Annotated in this window: 14 protein-coding genes and 1 pseudogene; 11 read left to right on the forward strand and 4 right to left on the reverse strand. The window is 30.1% G+C overall.

The annotated features are described in order from the left end of the window. Positions 1-6: 6 nt before the first annotated feature. From RMN92_RS05320 to RMN92_RS05370, 11 genes and pseudogenes are all read left to right on the forward strand, one after another. Positions 7-906: an IS1595 family transposase gene (locus RMN92_RS05320; protein WP_309608429.1), complete on the forward strand. Its 900-nt coding sequence runs from the start codon at positions 7-9 to the stop codon at positions 904-906. Between the two features lie 100 nt (positions 907-1,006). After that, positions 1,007-1,399 carry a hypothetical protein gene (locus RMN92_RS05325; RefSeq protein WP_309608430.1) on the forward strand — a complete coding sequence of 131 codons (393 nt, stop codon included), beginning with the start codon at positions 1,007-1,009 and terminating at the stop codon, positions 1,397-1,399. 75 nt (positions 1,400-1,474) lie between these two features. Continuing rightward, positions 1,475-4,582 (forward strand): annotated as a pseudogene (locus RMN92_RS05330) (efflux RND transporter permease subunit); the annotation flags it as partial. A gap of 113 nt (positions 4,583-4,695) precedes the next feature. Further along, positions 4,696-5,073 (forward strand): GxxExxY protein, encoded by a 378-nt coding sequence (locus tag RMN92_RS05335; RefSeq protein WP_309608431.1) that lies wholly within the window; start codon positions 4,696-4,698, stop codon positions 5,071-5,073. A gap of 51 nt (positions 5,074-5,124) precedes the next feature. Beyond that, the gene (locus RMN92_RS05340; RefSeq protein WP_309608432.1) at positions 5,125-6,357 is read left to right on the forward strand and encodes a TolC family protein; all 1,233 of its coding nucleotides are present in this window, start codon (positions 5,125-5,127) and stop codon (positions 6,355-6,357) included. Positions 6,358-6,363: 6 nt separating this feature from the next. Then, complete coding sequence (locus tag RMN92_RS05345) at positions 6,364-7,488, forward strand: efflux RND transporter periplasmic adaptor subunit (RefSeq protein WP_309608433.1); 1,125 nt, start codon at positions 6,364-6,366, stop codon at positions 7,486-7,488. A 502-nt stretch (positions 7,489-7,990) separates the two neighbouring features. Next, the gene (locus RMN92_RS05350) at positions 7,991-8,536 is read left to right on the forward strand and encodes a hypothetical protein (protein WP_309608434.1); all 546 of its coding nucleotides are present in this window, start codon (positions 7,991-7,993) and stop codon (positions 8,534-8,536) included. 41 nt (positions 8,537-8,577) lie between these two features. Next, positions 8,578-9,267: a hypothetical protein gene (locus RMN92_RS05355; RefSeq protein WP_309608435.1), complete on the forward strand. Its 690-nt coding sequence runs from the start codon at positions 8,578-8,580 to the stop codon at positions 9,265-9,267. Beyond that, entirely contained in the window at positions 9,264-10,139 is an 876-nt protein-coding gene (locus RMN92_RS05360; protein WP_309608436.1) for a hypothetical protein, read from the forward strand. The genes RMN92_RS05355 and RMN92_RS05360 overlap by 4 nt, the downstream gene beginning before the upstream one ends. Positions 10,140-10,238: 99 nt before the next feature. Then, entirely contained in the window at positions 10,239-10,514 is a 276-nt protein-coding gene (locus RMN92_RS05365; RefSeq protein WP_309608437.1) for a helix-turn-helix domain-containing protein, read from the forward strand. A 222-nt stretch (positions 10,515-10,736) separates the two neighbouring features. Further along, positions 10,737-11,192: a hypothetical protein gene (locus RMN92_RS05370; RefSeq protein ID WP_309608438.1), complete on the forward strand. Its 456-nt coding sequence runs from the start codon at positions 10,737-10,739 to the stop codon at positions 11,190-11,192. Positions 11,193-11,291: 99 nt separating this feature from the next. Here the strand turns inward: RMN92_RS05370 and RMN92_RS05375 are convergent, their stop codons facing one another. From RMN92_RS05375 to RMN92_RS05390, 4 genes are all read right to left on the reverse strand, one after another. Beyond that, positions 11,292-11,726 (reverse strand): hypothetical protein, encoded by a 435-nt coding sequence (locus RMN92_RS05375; RefSeq protein ID WP_309608439.1) that lies wholly within the window; start codon positions 11,724-11,726, stop codon positions 11,292-11,294. 122 nt (positions 11,727-11,848) lie between these two features. Beyond that, the gene (locus RMN92_RS05380) at positions 11,849-13,999 is read right to left on the reverse strand and encodes a peptidase domain-containing ABC transporter (protein ID WP_309608440.1); all 2,151 of its coding nucleotides are present in this window, start codon (positions 13,997-13,999) and stop codon (positions 11,849-11,851) included. Between the two features lie 156 nt (positions 14,000-14,155). After that, positions 14,156-15,292, reverse strand: a complete 1,137-nt coding sequence (locus tag RMN92_RS05385; RefSeq protein WP_309608441.1) for an HlyD family efflux transporter periplasmic adaptor subunit — start codon at positions 15,290-15,292, stop codon at positions 14,156-14,158. Between the two features lie 238 nt (positions 15,293-15,530). Beyond that, positions 15,531-16,013 (reverse strand): hypothetical protein, encoded by a 483-nt coding sequence (locus RMN92_RS05390; protein ID WP_309608442.1) that lies wholly within the window; start codon positions 16,011-16,013, stop codon positions 15,531-15,533. Positions 16,014-16,164: the final 151 nt, after the last annotated feature.

The following is a 16,164-nucleotide window of genomic DNA, read 5'->3' on the forward strand; positions in this document are numbered from 1 at the left end:
TAAAGTATGGAAAAGTTTACAGGACAAAGTATTTTAGAATTTACAGATAAGTTCAAAACGGATTTAGATTGTTTAGAATATTTAGCAGAAATAAAGTGGAAAGAAGGCTTTAAATGTGTAAGATGTAATCACGTAAAATTCACTATTCGTAAGAAGAATTTTGCTAGAGATTGTAATGCTTGTCATCATATAGAAAGTCCAATTGTTGGCACCATTTTTCATCGAGTTAGATTTGGTTTGAGAAAAGCATTTACAATCGTCTTTGAGATGAGTGCAACCACAAAAAGTCTCTCAACAAGACAGATGGCAAAACGTTTAAAAATCAGTAGAACTACGGCAACAAATTTTATTAAAAAAGTTAGAATTAGTATGGCAAGTAGTGCATCGAATCCAATGATTGGTCAGGTTTTTGTCGACGAATTTGTTTTTGGAGGCAAAGAAGATCTCAAACAAGGAAGGAGCAATGATTCAAAAAAAAAGAAGTTGATAATCGCCGTTGAAACAAATGATACTGGCGGAATAAAAAGGGTGTATTTTGACCAACTTCAAGACTATTCGTGCAAAGAAATACGTAAAATATTTGACAAGCATATTTCAAAATCGGCATCAATAAAAACAGATAAATGGACGGGTTATAATCCTTTAAAAAAAGAGTTTGATTTGAATCAGATTAAAAGTGATAAAGGTAATTCTTCAAAAGAATTACATACCATAATTCATCAAGTAAAATCTTGGTTAAGAAGTACTTTTTCTTGGGTTCATAAAGAACATATTCAAAAGTATTTAGATGAGTTTAGTTACCGAATTAACAGGTCAATTTATAAGGAAAATATTTTTGACCTATTAATAAACAGAATGATGAATACTCAAAAGGTTTTATATCAAGAGATTATAATAAGTAAATAAATGAACACCTCAATTATATTTTAATAAATTAGTTAATTTTGTCTGCAATGTTTGGTATAATTTTCACAAAAACATTAAAAAATATGTTACTTTTACAAAAGTGAAAAAATGTATTTCCATATTATTTTTATCCATTTATTTGTTTTCTGCATTTCAGATAATCGAATATTTGAAAACTCCAATTTTGGTTCAACATTATTATGAACATCAACATGAAACTCCAAATTTAAGTTTATGGGATTTTCTTTGTGATCATTATACTCATGGAGATGTTCAGGATGCAGATTATGATAAAGACATGAAATTGCCTTTTAAATCTCACAGTCACTCAGGTTGTTCTTGCTCGATTGTTAGCTTTTGTCCGCAAATTCAGACATATAATTTTGAATACAAATGTTTTCTAAAAGAATATAAAAAACCTAATTTCGGTTACACTTTTTCATTTATTTCCAACTTCCATTCTTCTATTTGGCAACCGCCCAAAATTTGTTAAAAAATAGTTACAGTTTTGAATCTGCGTAAATCTGATAGATCTGCGGGATAATTATTTTCTAATAACAAATTAATCATGCTTAACAAAATAATTGAGTTTTCTGTAAAGAATAAACTCATCATCGCGCTATTTACAATTGCTTTAATTGGCTTTGGAATGTACCAAACCACCAAATTACCCATTGATGCAGTTCCTGATATTACAGATAATCAAGTTCAAGTTATTACATCAGCTCCATCATTGGGCGCAACCGATATTGAACGATTGGTCACTTTTCCAATAGAACAAGCCAATAGTAATATTCCAGGATTAAAAGAAATTCGAAGTTTTTCGCGTTTTGGATTATCAGTTGTAACCATTGTTTTTGACGATGCAACCGACGTATATTGGGCTCGACAACAAGTTACCGAACGAATAAGTGCTGTAAAAGAACAAATTCCAAATGGAATTGGAAACCCAGTTCTGGCACCAGTGACAACGGGTTTGGGAGAAATTTATCAATATGCAGTTCGAGCAAAAAGAGGTTATGAAAATAAATATGATGCAACTGAATTGCGAACTATTCAAGATTGGATTGTTCGTCGTCAATTGCTTAGCGTAGAAGGTGTTGCCGAAGTAAGTAGTTTTGGTGGAAAATTGAAACAATATGAAATTGCTATCGAACCTAATAAATTGAATGCCTACAATATTACAATTGCTGATGTTTTTTCTGCACTAGAAAAAAACAATCAAAATACTGGTGGTGCGTATATTGAAAAAGGACCAACCGTTTTATACATCAGGAGCGAAGGTTTAATTAAAAACATTGAAAATATTAAAGACATCGCTATTGCCAAACCAAATAGTGAAACTCCTTTATTTCTAAGAGATGTTGCCGATGTTCGTATTGGAAGCGCTATTCGTTATGGAGCAATGACTTTTCATAAAAAAGGCGTCCAATCTGGCGAAGTTTCTGGTGCAGTTGTAATGATGCTTAAAGGTGCCAATAGCAATATTGTTATCAAAAATATTAAAGAACGAATTACACAAATAGAAAAAACATTGCCCGAAGGTGTAATTTTAGAGCCATTTTTAGACCGAACGAAAATGGTAAATAGTTCTATTTCTACTGTTGGTAAAAACTTATTGGAAGGTGCAATAATTGTACTTCTAGTTTTAATATTTTTTTTAGGAAATGTTAGAGCAGGTTTAATAGTTGCGTCAGTAATTCCGTTAGCGATGTTGTTTGCCATAATATTAATGAATTTATTTAGTGTAAGTGGAAATTTAATGAGCTTAGGAGCACTCGATTTTGGATTAATTGTTGATGGAGCAGTAATCATTGTAGAAGCCTGTTTGTTTAATCTACACAGCCGAAAAGAAGGCGAAATATCTCAAAATCAAATGGACGGAATAGTATTGGAAACCTCCGTTAGGATGAGAAATGTTGCCGTTTTTGGTGAGTTAATCATTCTAATCGTTTATATTCCAATTTTTACATTACGAGGCATCGAAGGAAAAATGTTTTTGCCCATGGCGCAAACAATTGCTTTTGCACTATTTGGTGCTTTTGTATTGTCATTGACTTATATTCCAATGATGACAGCTTTATTTTTAAATAAATCGGTATCGCACAAAAAAACTTTTTCGGATAGAATAATGGAAAAATTAGAAAATTTTTACCAACCACTTTTAGAAAAAGCACTAGCCATTCCTCGAATAATTATCGGAACAATACTTTCTTTATTTGTGTTGGCAATAATAACACTTTCGTTTATGGGTGGTGAATTTATGCCATCATTAGAAGAAGGCGATTTTGCTGTAGAAACTCGAGTGCTCACAGGAAGTAATTTGCAAACTTCAATGACTGCCATTTCTCAAGGCGCAAAAATACTTTTAGAAAAATTCCCTGAAGTAGAAAAAGTAGTCGGAAAAACAGGAAGTTCAGAAGTTCCAACCGATCCAATGCCTATTGATGCCAGTGATATGATGGTAATTCTGAAAGACAAATCAGAATGGACATCGGCATCAACTTTCGATGAATTATCAGAAAAAATGGCAAAGGAACTCGAAGCCGTTCCTGGTGTTTCGTATGGTTTTCAATATCCTGTTCAGATGCGATTTAACGAGTTAATGACAGGCGCTAGACAAGATGTAGTTTGTAAAATATTTGGTGAAAACCTCGATACTTTGGCGGTTTATGCCAATAAATTAGGCAAAATTGTGAATACCGTCAAAGGAACTTCCGATTTATATGTAGAAACAATCACCGGAATGCCACAAATAGTAATTGTGTATAACAGACCAATGATTGCGCAATATAATTTGAATATTGAAGAAATTAATAAAATTGTAAATACAGCGTTTGCAGGACAAAGCACAGGATTAATCTATGAAGATGAAAAACGATTTGATCTAGTGGTTCGATTGGCAGGCGAAAAAAGAAAAGATTTAGAAGATGTTCAAAATTTATTAATTCCGATGCCAAACGGTTTACAAATTCCGTTGTCACAGTTGGCAAAAGTAGAAATTACAGCTGGTCCAAATCAAATACAAAGAGAAGATGCCAAACGAAGAGTTGTAGTAGGATTTAATGTTCGTGGTCGAGATGTGCAAAGTATTGTAAAAGAATTACAAGAAAAAGTAAATACTAAAATTAAATTTCCGAGTGGTTATTATCCAACTTATGGAGGTGCATTTGAGAACTTGAACGCCGCAAAAAATCGATTGTTAATTGCAGTTCCTATTTCCCTAATACTCATTTTTATTTTATTGTTTTTTGCTTTCAAATCAGTTAAACAAGGATTGTTAATTTATTCTGCCATACCACTATCGATGATTGGAGGAATATTTTTTCTTGCACTTCGTGGAATGCCTTTTAGTATAAGTGCTGGAGTTGGTTTTATTGCTTTATTTGGGGTTGCGGTTTTGAATGGTTTGGTTTTAATAGCCGAATTCAATCGCATAAAAAAATCAGGCGAAACCGATTTAAAAGCAATTGTTCTTCAAGGAACAAGAATACGTTTGCGACCAGTTTTGATGACTGCACTTGTAGCATCTTTAGGGTTTTTGCCAATGGCGCTAAGCAATGGTTCGGGAGCAGAAGTGCAACGACCATTAGCAACAGTAGTAATTGGCGGATTATTAGTAGCAACATTTTTGACTTTATTTGTATTGCCAATATTATATATACTTTTTGAAAAAAATCAATCCCGCAGATGACGCAGATTTACGCAGTTTTTTTTAAATAAAAGCGAAAAACGATTAGATTAATTCTGCGTAATTCTGCGTCATCTGCGGAAGTAAAAATAAAAAATATGACAGAAAACGAAATTTCATACAAAATAAGAGGATCAATTTTTAAAGTTTACACCGAACTTGGTGCAGGATTATTCGAAAGTGTTTATGAAGCAGCATTAATGTATCAACTAAAAAAAGATGGTTTAAAAGCGACAAGTCAGGTTTCAGTTCCAGTAATTTATGATGGACAAAATCTGGACGTTGGTTTTAGAATTGATATTTTAGTAGAAGACAAAGTCATTATTGAATTAAAATCGGTTGAAGAATTATCCAAAGTGCATCATAAGCAAATGCTTACTTATTTGAAATTGACAAATTTGAAATTGGGATTACTAGTTAATTTTAACTGTGATAGTATTCTAAACTCAATTCACAGAAAAGTAAATAATCTCTAAAACAATATTAATCTGCGATTTCAGCGAAATCTGCGGAATAAAAAATAACATATGAAAAAAATAATATCAATCTGCGATTTCAGCGAAATCTGCGGGATAAAAAAAACAATATTAATATTTATATTGATTTGCAATTTATCAAACGCTCAAACTAAAATAACTTTAGAAAGCGCAATTGAAACAGCATTAAAAAATAACAATTCAATTAAAAACGAAAAACTAAAAGCCGATTATGCAAAAGCAATGATTAAATCGAATGCCGATATTCCGAAAACAAATATTTTTGGAGAATTTGGTCAAATCAATAACAATCAAAACGATACAAAATTCGGCATTGCACAATCATTTGCTTTACCAACGGTTTACAAACGTCAAAAACAAGTTTTAACTGAAGATTATAATGCTAAAATTTTACTAACAAATTTAAAAGAGTTTGAAGTAAAAAAAACAGTTACACATTTGTTTTACAACTATTTATCTTTGAAAGAAAAAGAAAAATTGTTACAAAAAGCCGATACTTTATTTTCTAAATTCTTTGACAAAGCCAATTTGCGTTTGCAAAAAGGAGAAAGTAATATTCTAGAAAAATCGACTGCAGAAACGCAAAAAACTAATGTTGCCATTCAGTTAAAACAATTGCAAACAGAAATTGAAATGCTAAAATTAGAATTTCAATTGGTTCTGAATTCAGAAGAAGTTTATATACCAGTTTCATCTAACTTAAAAGCGAGAATTGAAAATTCAAAAATTGAAGAAAATCCAATTTTGAAAGTTTTTGAACAACAAAAAAAGATTGTTTCGGCAGAAACCGCTTTACAAAAATCTAAATTATTGCCCGAAATTAATATTGCTTATAACAATAATTCTTTCAAAGGAATTGGTTTAGACGATTCAAAAAGATTTCATTCGGCACAAGTTGGACTTGGAATTCCATTATTCGGCGGAAGTCAAAAAGCAAAAATAAATACTTCAAAAGTGGCAGAAAATATTGCTGAATCTGAATATCAAACGCAAGTTTTAAACTTAAAAACAGAATACAATAAATTGCTCACGCAATACAATTCTAATCTTGAAATCGTCAATTATTTTGAAACCAATAGTAACAAAAATTCAAAAATAATTACCGATGTTGCCAACAAACAATTCATTAATGGCGATATAAATTATCTCGATTTTGTAATGCTTGTCAATCAATCCATTGCAATTCAAAATTCTTATATCGAAGCAGTTAAATCATTAAACGAAAGTATAATTTCTATAAATTATCTCAATTCTAAAAATTAAAATAAAATGAAAAATATATTTATAATAATAATTTCCTTTATAGTAATTAGTTGCAAAAAAGAAATTCAAGAATCCAAAACCGAAATTGTTTTAAAAGAAAATGAAGTTTCATTAACAGATGCACAAATGAAAAATGCCAATATTGAAACTATTTCAATGTCAGAAAAAAGTATTTCATCTGTTTTAAAAATTAACGGAAAAATCGATGTTCCTCCACAAAATTTAGTTTCAGTTTCTGTTCCTTTAGGTGGTTATTTACGAAGCACCAAACTTTTGCCTGGAATGCACGTCAATAAAGGTGAAGTAATTGCGGTAATGGAAGACCAACAATACATTCAGTTACAACAAGATTATTTGGTTTCGAAAGCCAAATTAGTTTATGCTGAAAAAGAATCGGCTCGCCAAAACGACTTGAACCAAAGCCAAGCGAGTAGCGATAAGGTAACACAAATGGCACAAGCCGAAGTGTTAAGTTTACGAGCAATGACAAATGGTTTAGCAGAAAAATTACGATTAATAAACATTAATCCAAACACCATTTCAGCATCAAAAATATCTCAAAAAATCAATATTTTGGCAACAATTAACGGATTTGTTTCCAAAGTAAATGTCAATATTGGTAAATACATTTCACCATCGGAAGTGATGTTCGAATTAATAAATCCAACCGATATTCATTTGAATATCAAGGTTTATGAAAAAGATGTTGCCAAACTCAAAATTGGTCAAAAAATTATCGCTTACACCAATGCCGAACCAAACAAAAAACACGAATGTGAAATAATTCTAATCAGTAAAGACGTTTCTGCAGACGGAACCTCAGAAGTGCATTGTCATTTTGAAGATTACGACAAAACGCTTTTACCAGGAATGTATATGAATGCAGAAGTTGAATTAAATTCTTCAAATTCAAATACTTTACCCGAAGAAAGTATCATAAATTTTGAAGGAAAAGACTATGTTTATATAGAAATTGCCAATCAAAAATACCAAATGATTGAAGTACAAATTGGCGAAAAAGAAAATGGATTTCTACAAATTTTAAATGTAATTGATTTGAGAAACAAAAAAATCGTAAGCCAAGGTGCCTATACACTTTTAATGAAAATGAAAAATACTGAGGAAGAATAGGAATTTAAACCTAATTAAAAAACAAAGCTGTGTTTAAAAAGTGATTATAAATTTCAAATTTATTCGGTGATTTTATAAAATTGATTAATGGAATTAATAACCATTCACATTTTAAATCTAACTTAAAATACAATATGCAAAATTATTATGAATATTTAAAATATTTATTTCTACAATATTAAATTTTGTATGACACTTATTTAATGATATTATAGTTGCTTTTAAAAAACTTTATTTAGATTTTAAAATAAAAAAAAGGGAAGAATCTTTACAGAAACTTCCCTTTTGTACTCAGAGCGGGACAAACACCTTATGCATTTACTTCAATCTGTAAATGTGTAAAAAAACATAAAACCTTATATAATATAGGATCTAAGAGCAATTTACTCAATTAAATTATATAATTAAATAGAAATAAATTGAATTAAAACTTAAATTCGTCGGACAACCGTCGGACAAATATAATTTTTTTATATATTTGATAAAAATAATTTAAATTAAAATGACCATTAAATATTTAATAAGAGGCAATTCAGAAACCGTAAATATTTACATAAGATTCGTTGTTGATCGAAATACCGATTTTAAAAGAAAAACAGGCTATGTAATAAATCAAAAAGACTGGAACGCTTCTAAGGGGCAACCAAATTTAAAAGATAGTAAATTAAAATCATTAAAAATAAAACTGGATAAATTAAGCACTTTTTTAGAACAAAATTATAATGAAGATTATTCTAATTCAATATCTATAAATTCAGAGTGGGTACAATCTAAAATTGACAATTTTAATAATGTTTCAAATGTAACAAAAGATGAAAAAGATTTACTATTTAATCATATACAATTCATTATTGATACTGCAAATACTAGACCAAATCAAAAGGGCGGAATTGGACTATCAGAAAGACGTGTAAAAGGTTATGTATCATTTAAAAAAATGATTGAACGTTACGAAGAAAATCTTAAAAGAAAAATCATAATTAAAGAAGTAAATTTAGTATTTGTTGAAAATTCAAAAAATGGTTATTCAGTCAAAAATATTCGATAAACTATGCGGGTAAAAATATAGACAATTTAAAAACCGTTTGTTTGGATGCAGAAAAAAACGGAATAGAAATATCAACCCAATTAAATAATGTAAAAGGATTTTCCGAAAATAAATTACCCGAAGAAATTATATATTTAAGTTTTGATGAATTAGAAAAAATTGAAAACACTTTAATTCATAAAAACTATCTCAATAATGTTAGAGATTGGCTAATATTAGGTTGCTATTTGGGACAAAGAGGAAGCGATTTATTAAAAAACTTCGACAAGAATAAAATCAAAAATATCAAAGGGCGTGAAATATTAGAAATTAGACAAGAAAAAACAGGCAAATTAGTAGCTATTCCAATACTTCCAAAAGCAAAAGAAATCATTGGAAATAAAGATTTAAGAAGAATTTCAATTCAAAACTTCAATGAATATCTAAAAGAATTATGTAAAGAAGCAGGAATTGATACTCCAACAAAAGGAACGTTACTAAATGCTGAATCAAAAATAAAGGAAAAAAAATTATATCCAAAATATAAACTTATATCTTCTCATGTTTGCAGACGCTCCTATGCTAGTAATTTTTATGGAGAAATTCCTACTCCTATTATTATGTCAATAACAGCACACAGTACCGAAAAAATGTTTTTGAAATATATAGGGAAAACATCTTATGACAATGCTCATTCAATGCTGGATTATTTTGATAAATTTATGGAACGAAAAAACGAAAAAACCAAATGATAATTTCCCAAATTTATCAAGAAAAAGAAGCGCAAGAATTGTATGAAACAATGGTCAATACAGGTATTGAATTTGCGAAAGTAGTTGGTTTAAGTTCTTTGCAAGGCAATATTGTAAGCGAATGTTATCAGGATTTATTTGAATCTTGTGAAAACAAACTATTAAGCTATTATGAAAATGCTAATATTAAATTAAAAGAAGCATATTTTGAAGAGTATTCTCAAAGCTTTTTAAAATATTATCTGTCTCCATTATCCGATGTAGTGAGTTATTACAAAGGACTTTTAGAAAATGCAATTGAATTGTATATTAAAGTAAGCCAACTAGTCGAAACAAATGATCCGACACCTATATTTGAATGGGATAAAAAGCAATATCATTATATTCCTTTTATATGGAGGGATTATTTGCATACTATTAAAGAAACAATTAACATTGAAATCGATTTTTTAATTAAAGTATTAGCTGAAAAATTTGTTTCAGTGGAGGTAAATATTGAAGAAAATTTTATCAAATTCAACGGTATCATAAATTATTTAGATTCAACAAATAATGTAAGGCAGAATACTACGATGTTAGAAAATCCTGCATCAAGAATATTTAATAGTTACGGATATAAATTATTTGAAGCATTGCTTCCCATAATTAAAACAAACAAAAACGGATCCAGTCAAATTGAAATTAGTTTCTATTTCTTGGAAATGAAAAAAGACAAATTAATTAATGAATTTACATCAAATGTTGAATTTATTATTTGGTTGGGCAATACACATAATATTCACATATCTCAAATCGATACACGAATCAGTAAAAGAAAAGAAAGGCTGGAAATTTACAACTCTAAGAAAGAGTTACTAAAGTTAAACAGATAGCATATTTATAAGTTGTGGATAGAAATCCACAATTCTGCTTACAGATTTCTGCATCAACATTTTGAACTTTGCCGTATTATAAATCCTTAATAATACGATATGAGTACATTACAGTTTATTCAAATTACGCCCGAGCAATTACTTGAAGCAATAATTGCGGGTGTAAAACTACAATTGGAAACTTTAAAAAAAGATTTTAAACCACAAGAACCCGAAGAGTATCTCACCCGCCACGAAGTTGCCAAACTTTTAAAATGTGATATTTCTACCATTCACAATTGGACAGCTAAAGGAAAACTAAAACCTTATGGCATTGGCAATCGGGTTTATTACAAACGTGTTGAAATAGAACAATGTTTAATTCCATTACGATAAACTATAATCTTTTTAAATCATCAATTAATCAACAAAATAATATCAGATAAATGAAAAATAATTCAAATAATAATTCGATAGGAACTTTTGGTTTTATTTTGAATAATGTCCATTTTCATAAATAATTGCAACCATTTTAAGGCGTAAGTTTTTTAAACCTTACGCCTTATTATTTAAAACTTATCAACTTTAATCGTTAATCTAACGTAACCTTAACGCAAAATGGATACTTATTTATACAAATGCCACTATTGTGGTAAAGAATACAAACCAAATAAACGAGGCAAACAACGCTTTTGTAAAGCAAGTTGTCGTGTTCGTTCTTTCTATAAAAAAAAGGAAGTAGGATTGTCAAAACCTCAAATAGAAAATAAAATTGCAATACCAATTAGTTCTGAAAATCAATTATTAAAACCACTCAAAATTGAAAACATGAGTATGGCAGGAGTTGGAAATGCTATTGCAGGAACAGTAGCGGTGAATTTGTTGAGTTCTTTACTAACCAGCGAAGAAAATAAACCTGCTACAAAAAAAGATTTAATGAATATTGTAGGTCAAAATAAAAGATTTCATGTTGTAAAAAACATTCCGCCAAAATTAGGCTATAATGTTTTTTACGATGTTCAAAGTCAATGTATTGTTTATAAAAAAGTGGTTAATAAATTAATGAGAAAATAGAATATTGTTTTTGATGTTTTGTAACGAGAGTTTATGAATTTCGTCTTTATAGCCTAAAAAGTAGCATGATGTGAAAAAATTTAAATACCATTATTTGCACTAATCGTTTATAATAATAGAGTCCATCAGCTTACCTTTTTCATAAATATTTGTTCGTGTTGGTAATCCGTTTTTATTAAAATAATTCCATTTGCCTGTATAGTACCAATGTGTTTCTTTATCATTATCATCAAGTTGGGTATATCCTTTTCTCATTATTTTTCCGTTTGGGTGATAAAATGTTGTTAGACATTTGGTTTTTTTATATTTTTCTTTTCGGTCTAATTTGTCATTATAGATATATATCCAACTGCCTTTTGGCTTGCCTCTGTTGTATTTTCCTTTTGAAATATATGGATAATCGAATGTGTCAATTGTTATCCACTTGCCCTCTTGCAAGTTATTTTTGGTTTGGTTTAATTGTGTTTTGCAACTTATTATAGATGTTGCCAGGAAATATAGTAATGTTGCAAATTTAATTTGTTTAAATGTCATTATGATATTTTTGATTGTTAGTTTTTGATTGTATAAATTTATCAGCATATAAAAACATTAAATATAACTTTATATAATTGTAAATGATTTAGAATTATATCGTTTTTCTTTATTCCTATTTACTACACCAAACTCTGCGTATTCCACAATTCAAAATATTTACCTTTTTGAGTTAGTAAATCTTGATGGTTTCCTGTTTCAACAATGCTTCCGTTTTCTATTACAATTATAGTGTCAGCATTTGCAATGGTGCTTAATCTATGCGCTATGACAATAATGGTTTTACCTTGGGCTTTAAAATTATCAATAACTTCTTTGACTATTTTTTCAGACTTGGTGTCTAGTGCGGAAGTGGCTTCATCCATTAATAACACTTCGGGATTTTTGTATAATGCTCTTGCAATGGCAATGCGTTGTTTCTGACCGCCAGAAAGCATGGTGCCATTTTCTCCTACTTGTGTATTAAAACCATTGGGCAATTTCTCGACAAATTCTGTAATACCCAATTGTTTTGATAAATCAAGAACAAGCTGCACGTTTGGAAAAGAATCACCCAAAGCAATATTGTCGATAATATTCCCTGAAAACAAATTCAGTTGTTGTGGAATCACACCAATACAACTGCGTAAACTTTTGTAATGAATGTATTGCGCATCATAATCTCCAATATAAATTTTACCTTCTTTGATAGGATATAAATTTTGAAGTAATGAAATTAATGTGGTTTTCCCGCTACCGCTTTCACCAACAATGGCTGTGGTTTCATTTTTCCTGAAAACAGCATTAAAATTTTTAAAAACTTCGGTTCTGGAACCGTATCTGAAAGTTACATTCTCAAATTTTATATCGCCAATATTTTCTCTTTGCAATTCGATCTTGTTTTCGGTTTCTTCGCGTTCCAGATCCATAATTTCAAACAAGCGGTCGGCAGCTATCATGGCATTTTGAGCTGTTTTATTCATTCCTATTAAGGACGCTACTGGTGAAGTAAAATAGCCAATTAAAGCATAAAATGAAAACAATTCGCCAGGTGTTATTTCCCGGTCAATCACATAGCCTGAACCTATCCACATTAAAATTATCGTAAAAAAAGAAGCCAGAAATTGTGTTGAAGTTCCAGCAAAAACGCCATTTAGTCCTGATTTGTATGTAGTGAATAACAATTTTACAAAACTGTTTTCGGTTTTTATGTTAGAAAAATCTTCAATACCAAATTCTTTTACTGTTCGAATATGTGTAATGCTTTCTACTAATTGAGTTTGCAATTCAGCGGCATTTTCCATGATTTTACGTTCTACTTTTTTATTGAATTTATTCAATAAAAAATAGATAAAAGCATAAAACGGAATGACTAACAATATCACCAAAGCTAATTTCCAGTAATAAGTAAACATTAATGTAAAAGAAAAAATGACAATAAAAACATTGACTATCATTTCAATAGCTACTTCATTAATAAACGACCTTATTTTTACGGCATCATTTATTCGTGAAGTGATTTCGCCTATTTGCATCGTATCGAAAAACCGTTGAGGTAATTGCAGTAAATGCTTGTAATAGCCTAAAATCAATTTGGCATCAATTAATTGCCCAGTTTTCATAACAAAAACACTTTTTTTAGAACCTATATAGGCTTGCAATAAAATGACAAATACCATCACAATACTCAATAAGTTTAAAAGATTCCGATTGCCTTCCACCAAAACATAATCGGTAATTTTCTGAATATAAATAGACATTGCCAATCCTAAAACAGTAAATAAAATTGCCCCAACTAAAGCTTGAACCAAAATGGTTTTGTGAGGTTGTATTAAATGCCAAAAACGGTTTATTGGCGATGTTTTTTCGTTATAAACTTTGAAGTCATCATTTTGAGCAAACAAAATTAAAACACCCGTCCATGTTTTTTGAAATTCCTCAAAAGCATACGTTTGCATTTTCCCAGAAGCTGGATCCATTGCGGTTATTATGTTTTTCTCAACTTTATAAATTACAATATAATGATGAAGTTGTTCTTGAACTATAATATGAGCAATGGCTGGAAGCGGAATTTTATCAAGGGAATCAATACCGCCTTTTACTCCTTTAGCGGTAAAACCCATTTTTTCAGCCGCTTCTATAATACCTAAAACATTAGTGCCACGCTTGTCTGTATTGGCAAATTGGCGGATACGCGCAATGGGTAAGTTTACTTTATGATAATTGCCTATAGAAGCCAAACAAGCGGCACCGCAATCTTTAATATCGTGTTGTTTTATTTTAATTGAAGCCATATTTTAGAAAAAAGATAACAGATGAGAGAGAAGATATTATAGCTATTTAATTAATTTTTTCTCAAACGCTGTACATTTAAATTGAGAAATATTAGTTTGTTATAAAATTAGTTTTGAAAAATTTACAAGTTCTTACATTCTCATAATTCGTAATTTTTAATTCGTAATTAACTTAGGATTCAGCCAGTCGTCCATCTTGTCAAATAGCAATTCAAACAAACTTCTGCGCGTAATAATGTAGCGGGTTGTCAGGGTCATTCCTTTTGAAACTTGTGTTTTATAGCCCGATTTTAGTTGCATTATTTTAGAGTTTAAACTACAACGCACTTTAAAAAAAGCCTTGTTTTCTTGTAAAGTAATATTATTGTCAATTTCAATAACTTTGCCTTCCAGTAAGCCCCATTGGTTATAGTTGAAAGCATCTATCTGAAATTTTACACTTTGGTTTTTGTGAATAAGTCCAATATCATTTGTGGAAACGGAAGTTTCTACAATTAAATGATCCATGGCAGAAATATTGGCGATAGGCTGCGAGGCATTTACAAAAGATCCCACTTGCAAACCTGAAAAACTTTCTATGGTTCCCGAAATGGGAGCCAGTAACACATAATTGTTTTCTTCTACTTTTATTTTGGCAACCGTGCCATTTAGGTTTTTAATACGGTCCTGCAAATCTCTTTTTTGATTTTCCCAGTTTGCCTTTTGTTGGTTTACAAAACTTTGTAATGCCTGATTTGTAAAACGTAGCTCGTAAGTGTATTTTTCAAATTCAACTTTGGCAATTACGCCTTTGTCGAATAATAGTTTGTTGCGTTCAAAATTGATTCTTGCTTGCGAAACCTTGCTTTGCAATTCGTTTTTTTGCGATTGAAATTTATAAAAATCCTCTCTTATGGTCGATGTTTTTATATTTATAGTTTTACCATTTAATAAATTTGAAACATCTTGAAGAAATAAGGAAGCAGAATTAGATAAGGTATCTTGGGTTTTCTTCTCAGTTATTAAACCTTCTTTAGCAATTTTAATAATGGTATCGCCTTTTTGTACAGCAGCATTATTTTTTAAGGCTATCCAAGTTATCCGACCACTAACAATAGCTGCCACTGGCACATTGTCTGTTGTACTACGAATAATACCACGGCTCTGACTACTGATATCCAGTTTTATAACCGGCAATAAAAATAGTATGGCGATAACTGCCAAAACCAATACCAGATATATAGATATACTTTTGGTTTTGTTCTTTGAAATCAGGTTTTCGATGTTATTTATGGGGTCTTGTCTGAAGGTCATTTTAATTTTGATTTAAATATACAGTGAAAAAAGTAGGTAGTAATTAGGTAATACTTTAATTATATCATCATACATTATATCTAGACTCTTTTACATTACAATGAATGTCTGAAAGATTATAATGAATATCTGAAAGATTATAATTAATATTTAAAAGGCTATAATTAATATTTCTAAAATTATAATTAGTATCTAAAAGACTATAATTAATACCTAATTACTACTTACTAAGTACTCCTTACTCTTCTTTATTATTTTTAGGTTTTCTAGTTCTTTTGGCAAAGCGCTGGCTTAAATCCTCATAAATAGGTTTTGCCGTAACAATACCTTTGTGGTGTGCCTCTTTTATTTGACCATAATACAACATCGAAGCCTGCAAAGCTTCACTTCCTGCCAGCATGACTGTATCATTAATATCTGACGATAATTGGCTTGCCAAATTCGCAATCGGATTGAGTTGGCTAACCAATGTTTCATCTTTTAAAAACTCAACTTGATTCATGTAGACAGGTATAAACTCTGGGTTAGTGTTCATATACGATTTTGTTTTTTGCACCGTAGCTACCGTTTTGTCACCCATCTTAAATAATGATCCGCGATCTTCTGCGGTAAGCCCTTGCAAGTAAGGTGCCAGTTGGGTTTTGCATTCCTGCATTTTTTGCATTACGGCGTCAATTACCGTTGTTGGAATTTCGATACTAATTTGATTTTGAGTACTCATATTTTAAGATTTTAAAGTTTATAATTATTTGTATTTGTGTATTTATGTTTGTTATGAAAAAAACCAAACCAATAAAAGGGTCGCTAGTAATAAAAAGATTTTTATCATGATTTATTAATTTAAAAAAAGGCATTAGAAAATCTGTTCGCTG

It is taken from the genome of Flavobacterium sp. (assembly GCF_031363805.1).
In the GTDB taxonomy this organism is placed as follows: domain Bacteria; phylum Bacteroidota; class Bacteroidia; order Flavobacteriales; family Flavobacteriaceae; genus Flavobacterium.

Excerpts from the sequence above, each read along its gene's own strand:
- RMN92_RS05370 (WP_309608438.1), top strand. The coding sequence starts at position 10,737 with ATGGATACTTATTTATACAAATGCCACTATTGTGGTAAAGAATACAAA.
- RMN92_RS05340 (WP_309608432.1), top strand. The coding sequence starts at position 5,125 with ATGAAAAAAATAATATCAATCTGCGATTTCAGCGAAATCTGCGGGATA.
- RMN92_RS05375 (WP_309608439.1), bottom strand. The coding sequence starts at position 11,726 with ATGACATTTAAACAAATTAAATTTGCAACATTACTATATTTCCTGGCA.
- RMN92_RS05380 (WP_309608440.1), bottom strand. The coding sequence starts at position 13,999 with ATGGCTTCAATTAAAATAAAACAACACGATATTAAAGATTGCGGTGCC.
- RMN92_RS05320 (WP_309608429.1), top strand. The coding sequence starts at position 7 with ATGGAAAAGTTTACAGGACAAAGTATTTTAGAATTTACAGATAAGTTC.
- RMN92_RS05345 (WP_309608433.1), top strand. The coding sequence starts at position 6,364 with ATGAAAAATATATTTATAATAATAATTTCCTTTATAGTAATTAGTTGC.
- RMN92_RS05390 (WP_309608442.1), bottom strand. The coding sequence starts at position 16,013 with ATGAGTACTCAAAATCAAATTAGTATCGAAATTCCAACAACGGTAATT.
- RMN92_RS05365 (WP_309608437.1), top strand. The coding sequence starts at position 10,239 with ATGAGTACATTACAGTTTATTCAAATTACGCCCGAGCAATTACTTGAA.
- RMN92_RS05335 (WP_309608431.1), top strand. The coding sequence starts at position 4,696 with ATGACAGAAAACGAAATTTCATACAAAATAAGAGGATCAATTTTTAAA.
- RMN92_RS05385 (WP_309608441.1), bottom strand. The coding sequence starts at position 15,292 with ATGACCTTCAGACAAGACCCCATAAATAACATCGAAAACCTGATTTCA.
- RMN92_RS05350 (WP_309608434.1), top strand. The coding sequence starts at position 7,991 with ATGACCATTAAATATTTAATAAGAGGCAATTCAGAAACCGTAAATATT.
- RMN92_RS05360 (WP_309608436.1), top strand. The coding sequence starts at position 9,264 with ATGATAATTTCCCAAATTTATCAAGAAAAAGAAGCGCAAGAATTGTAT.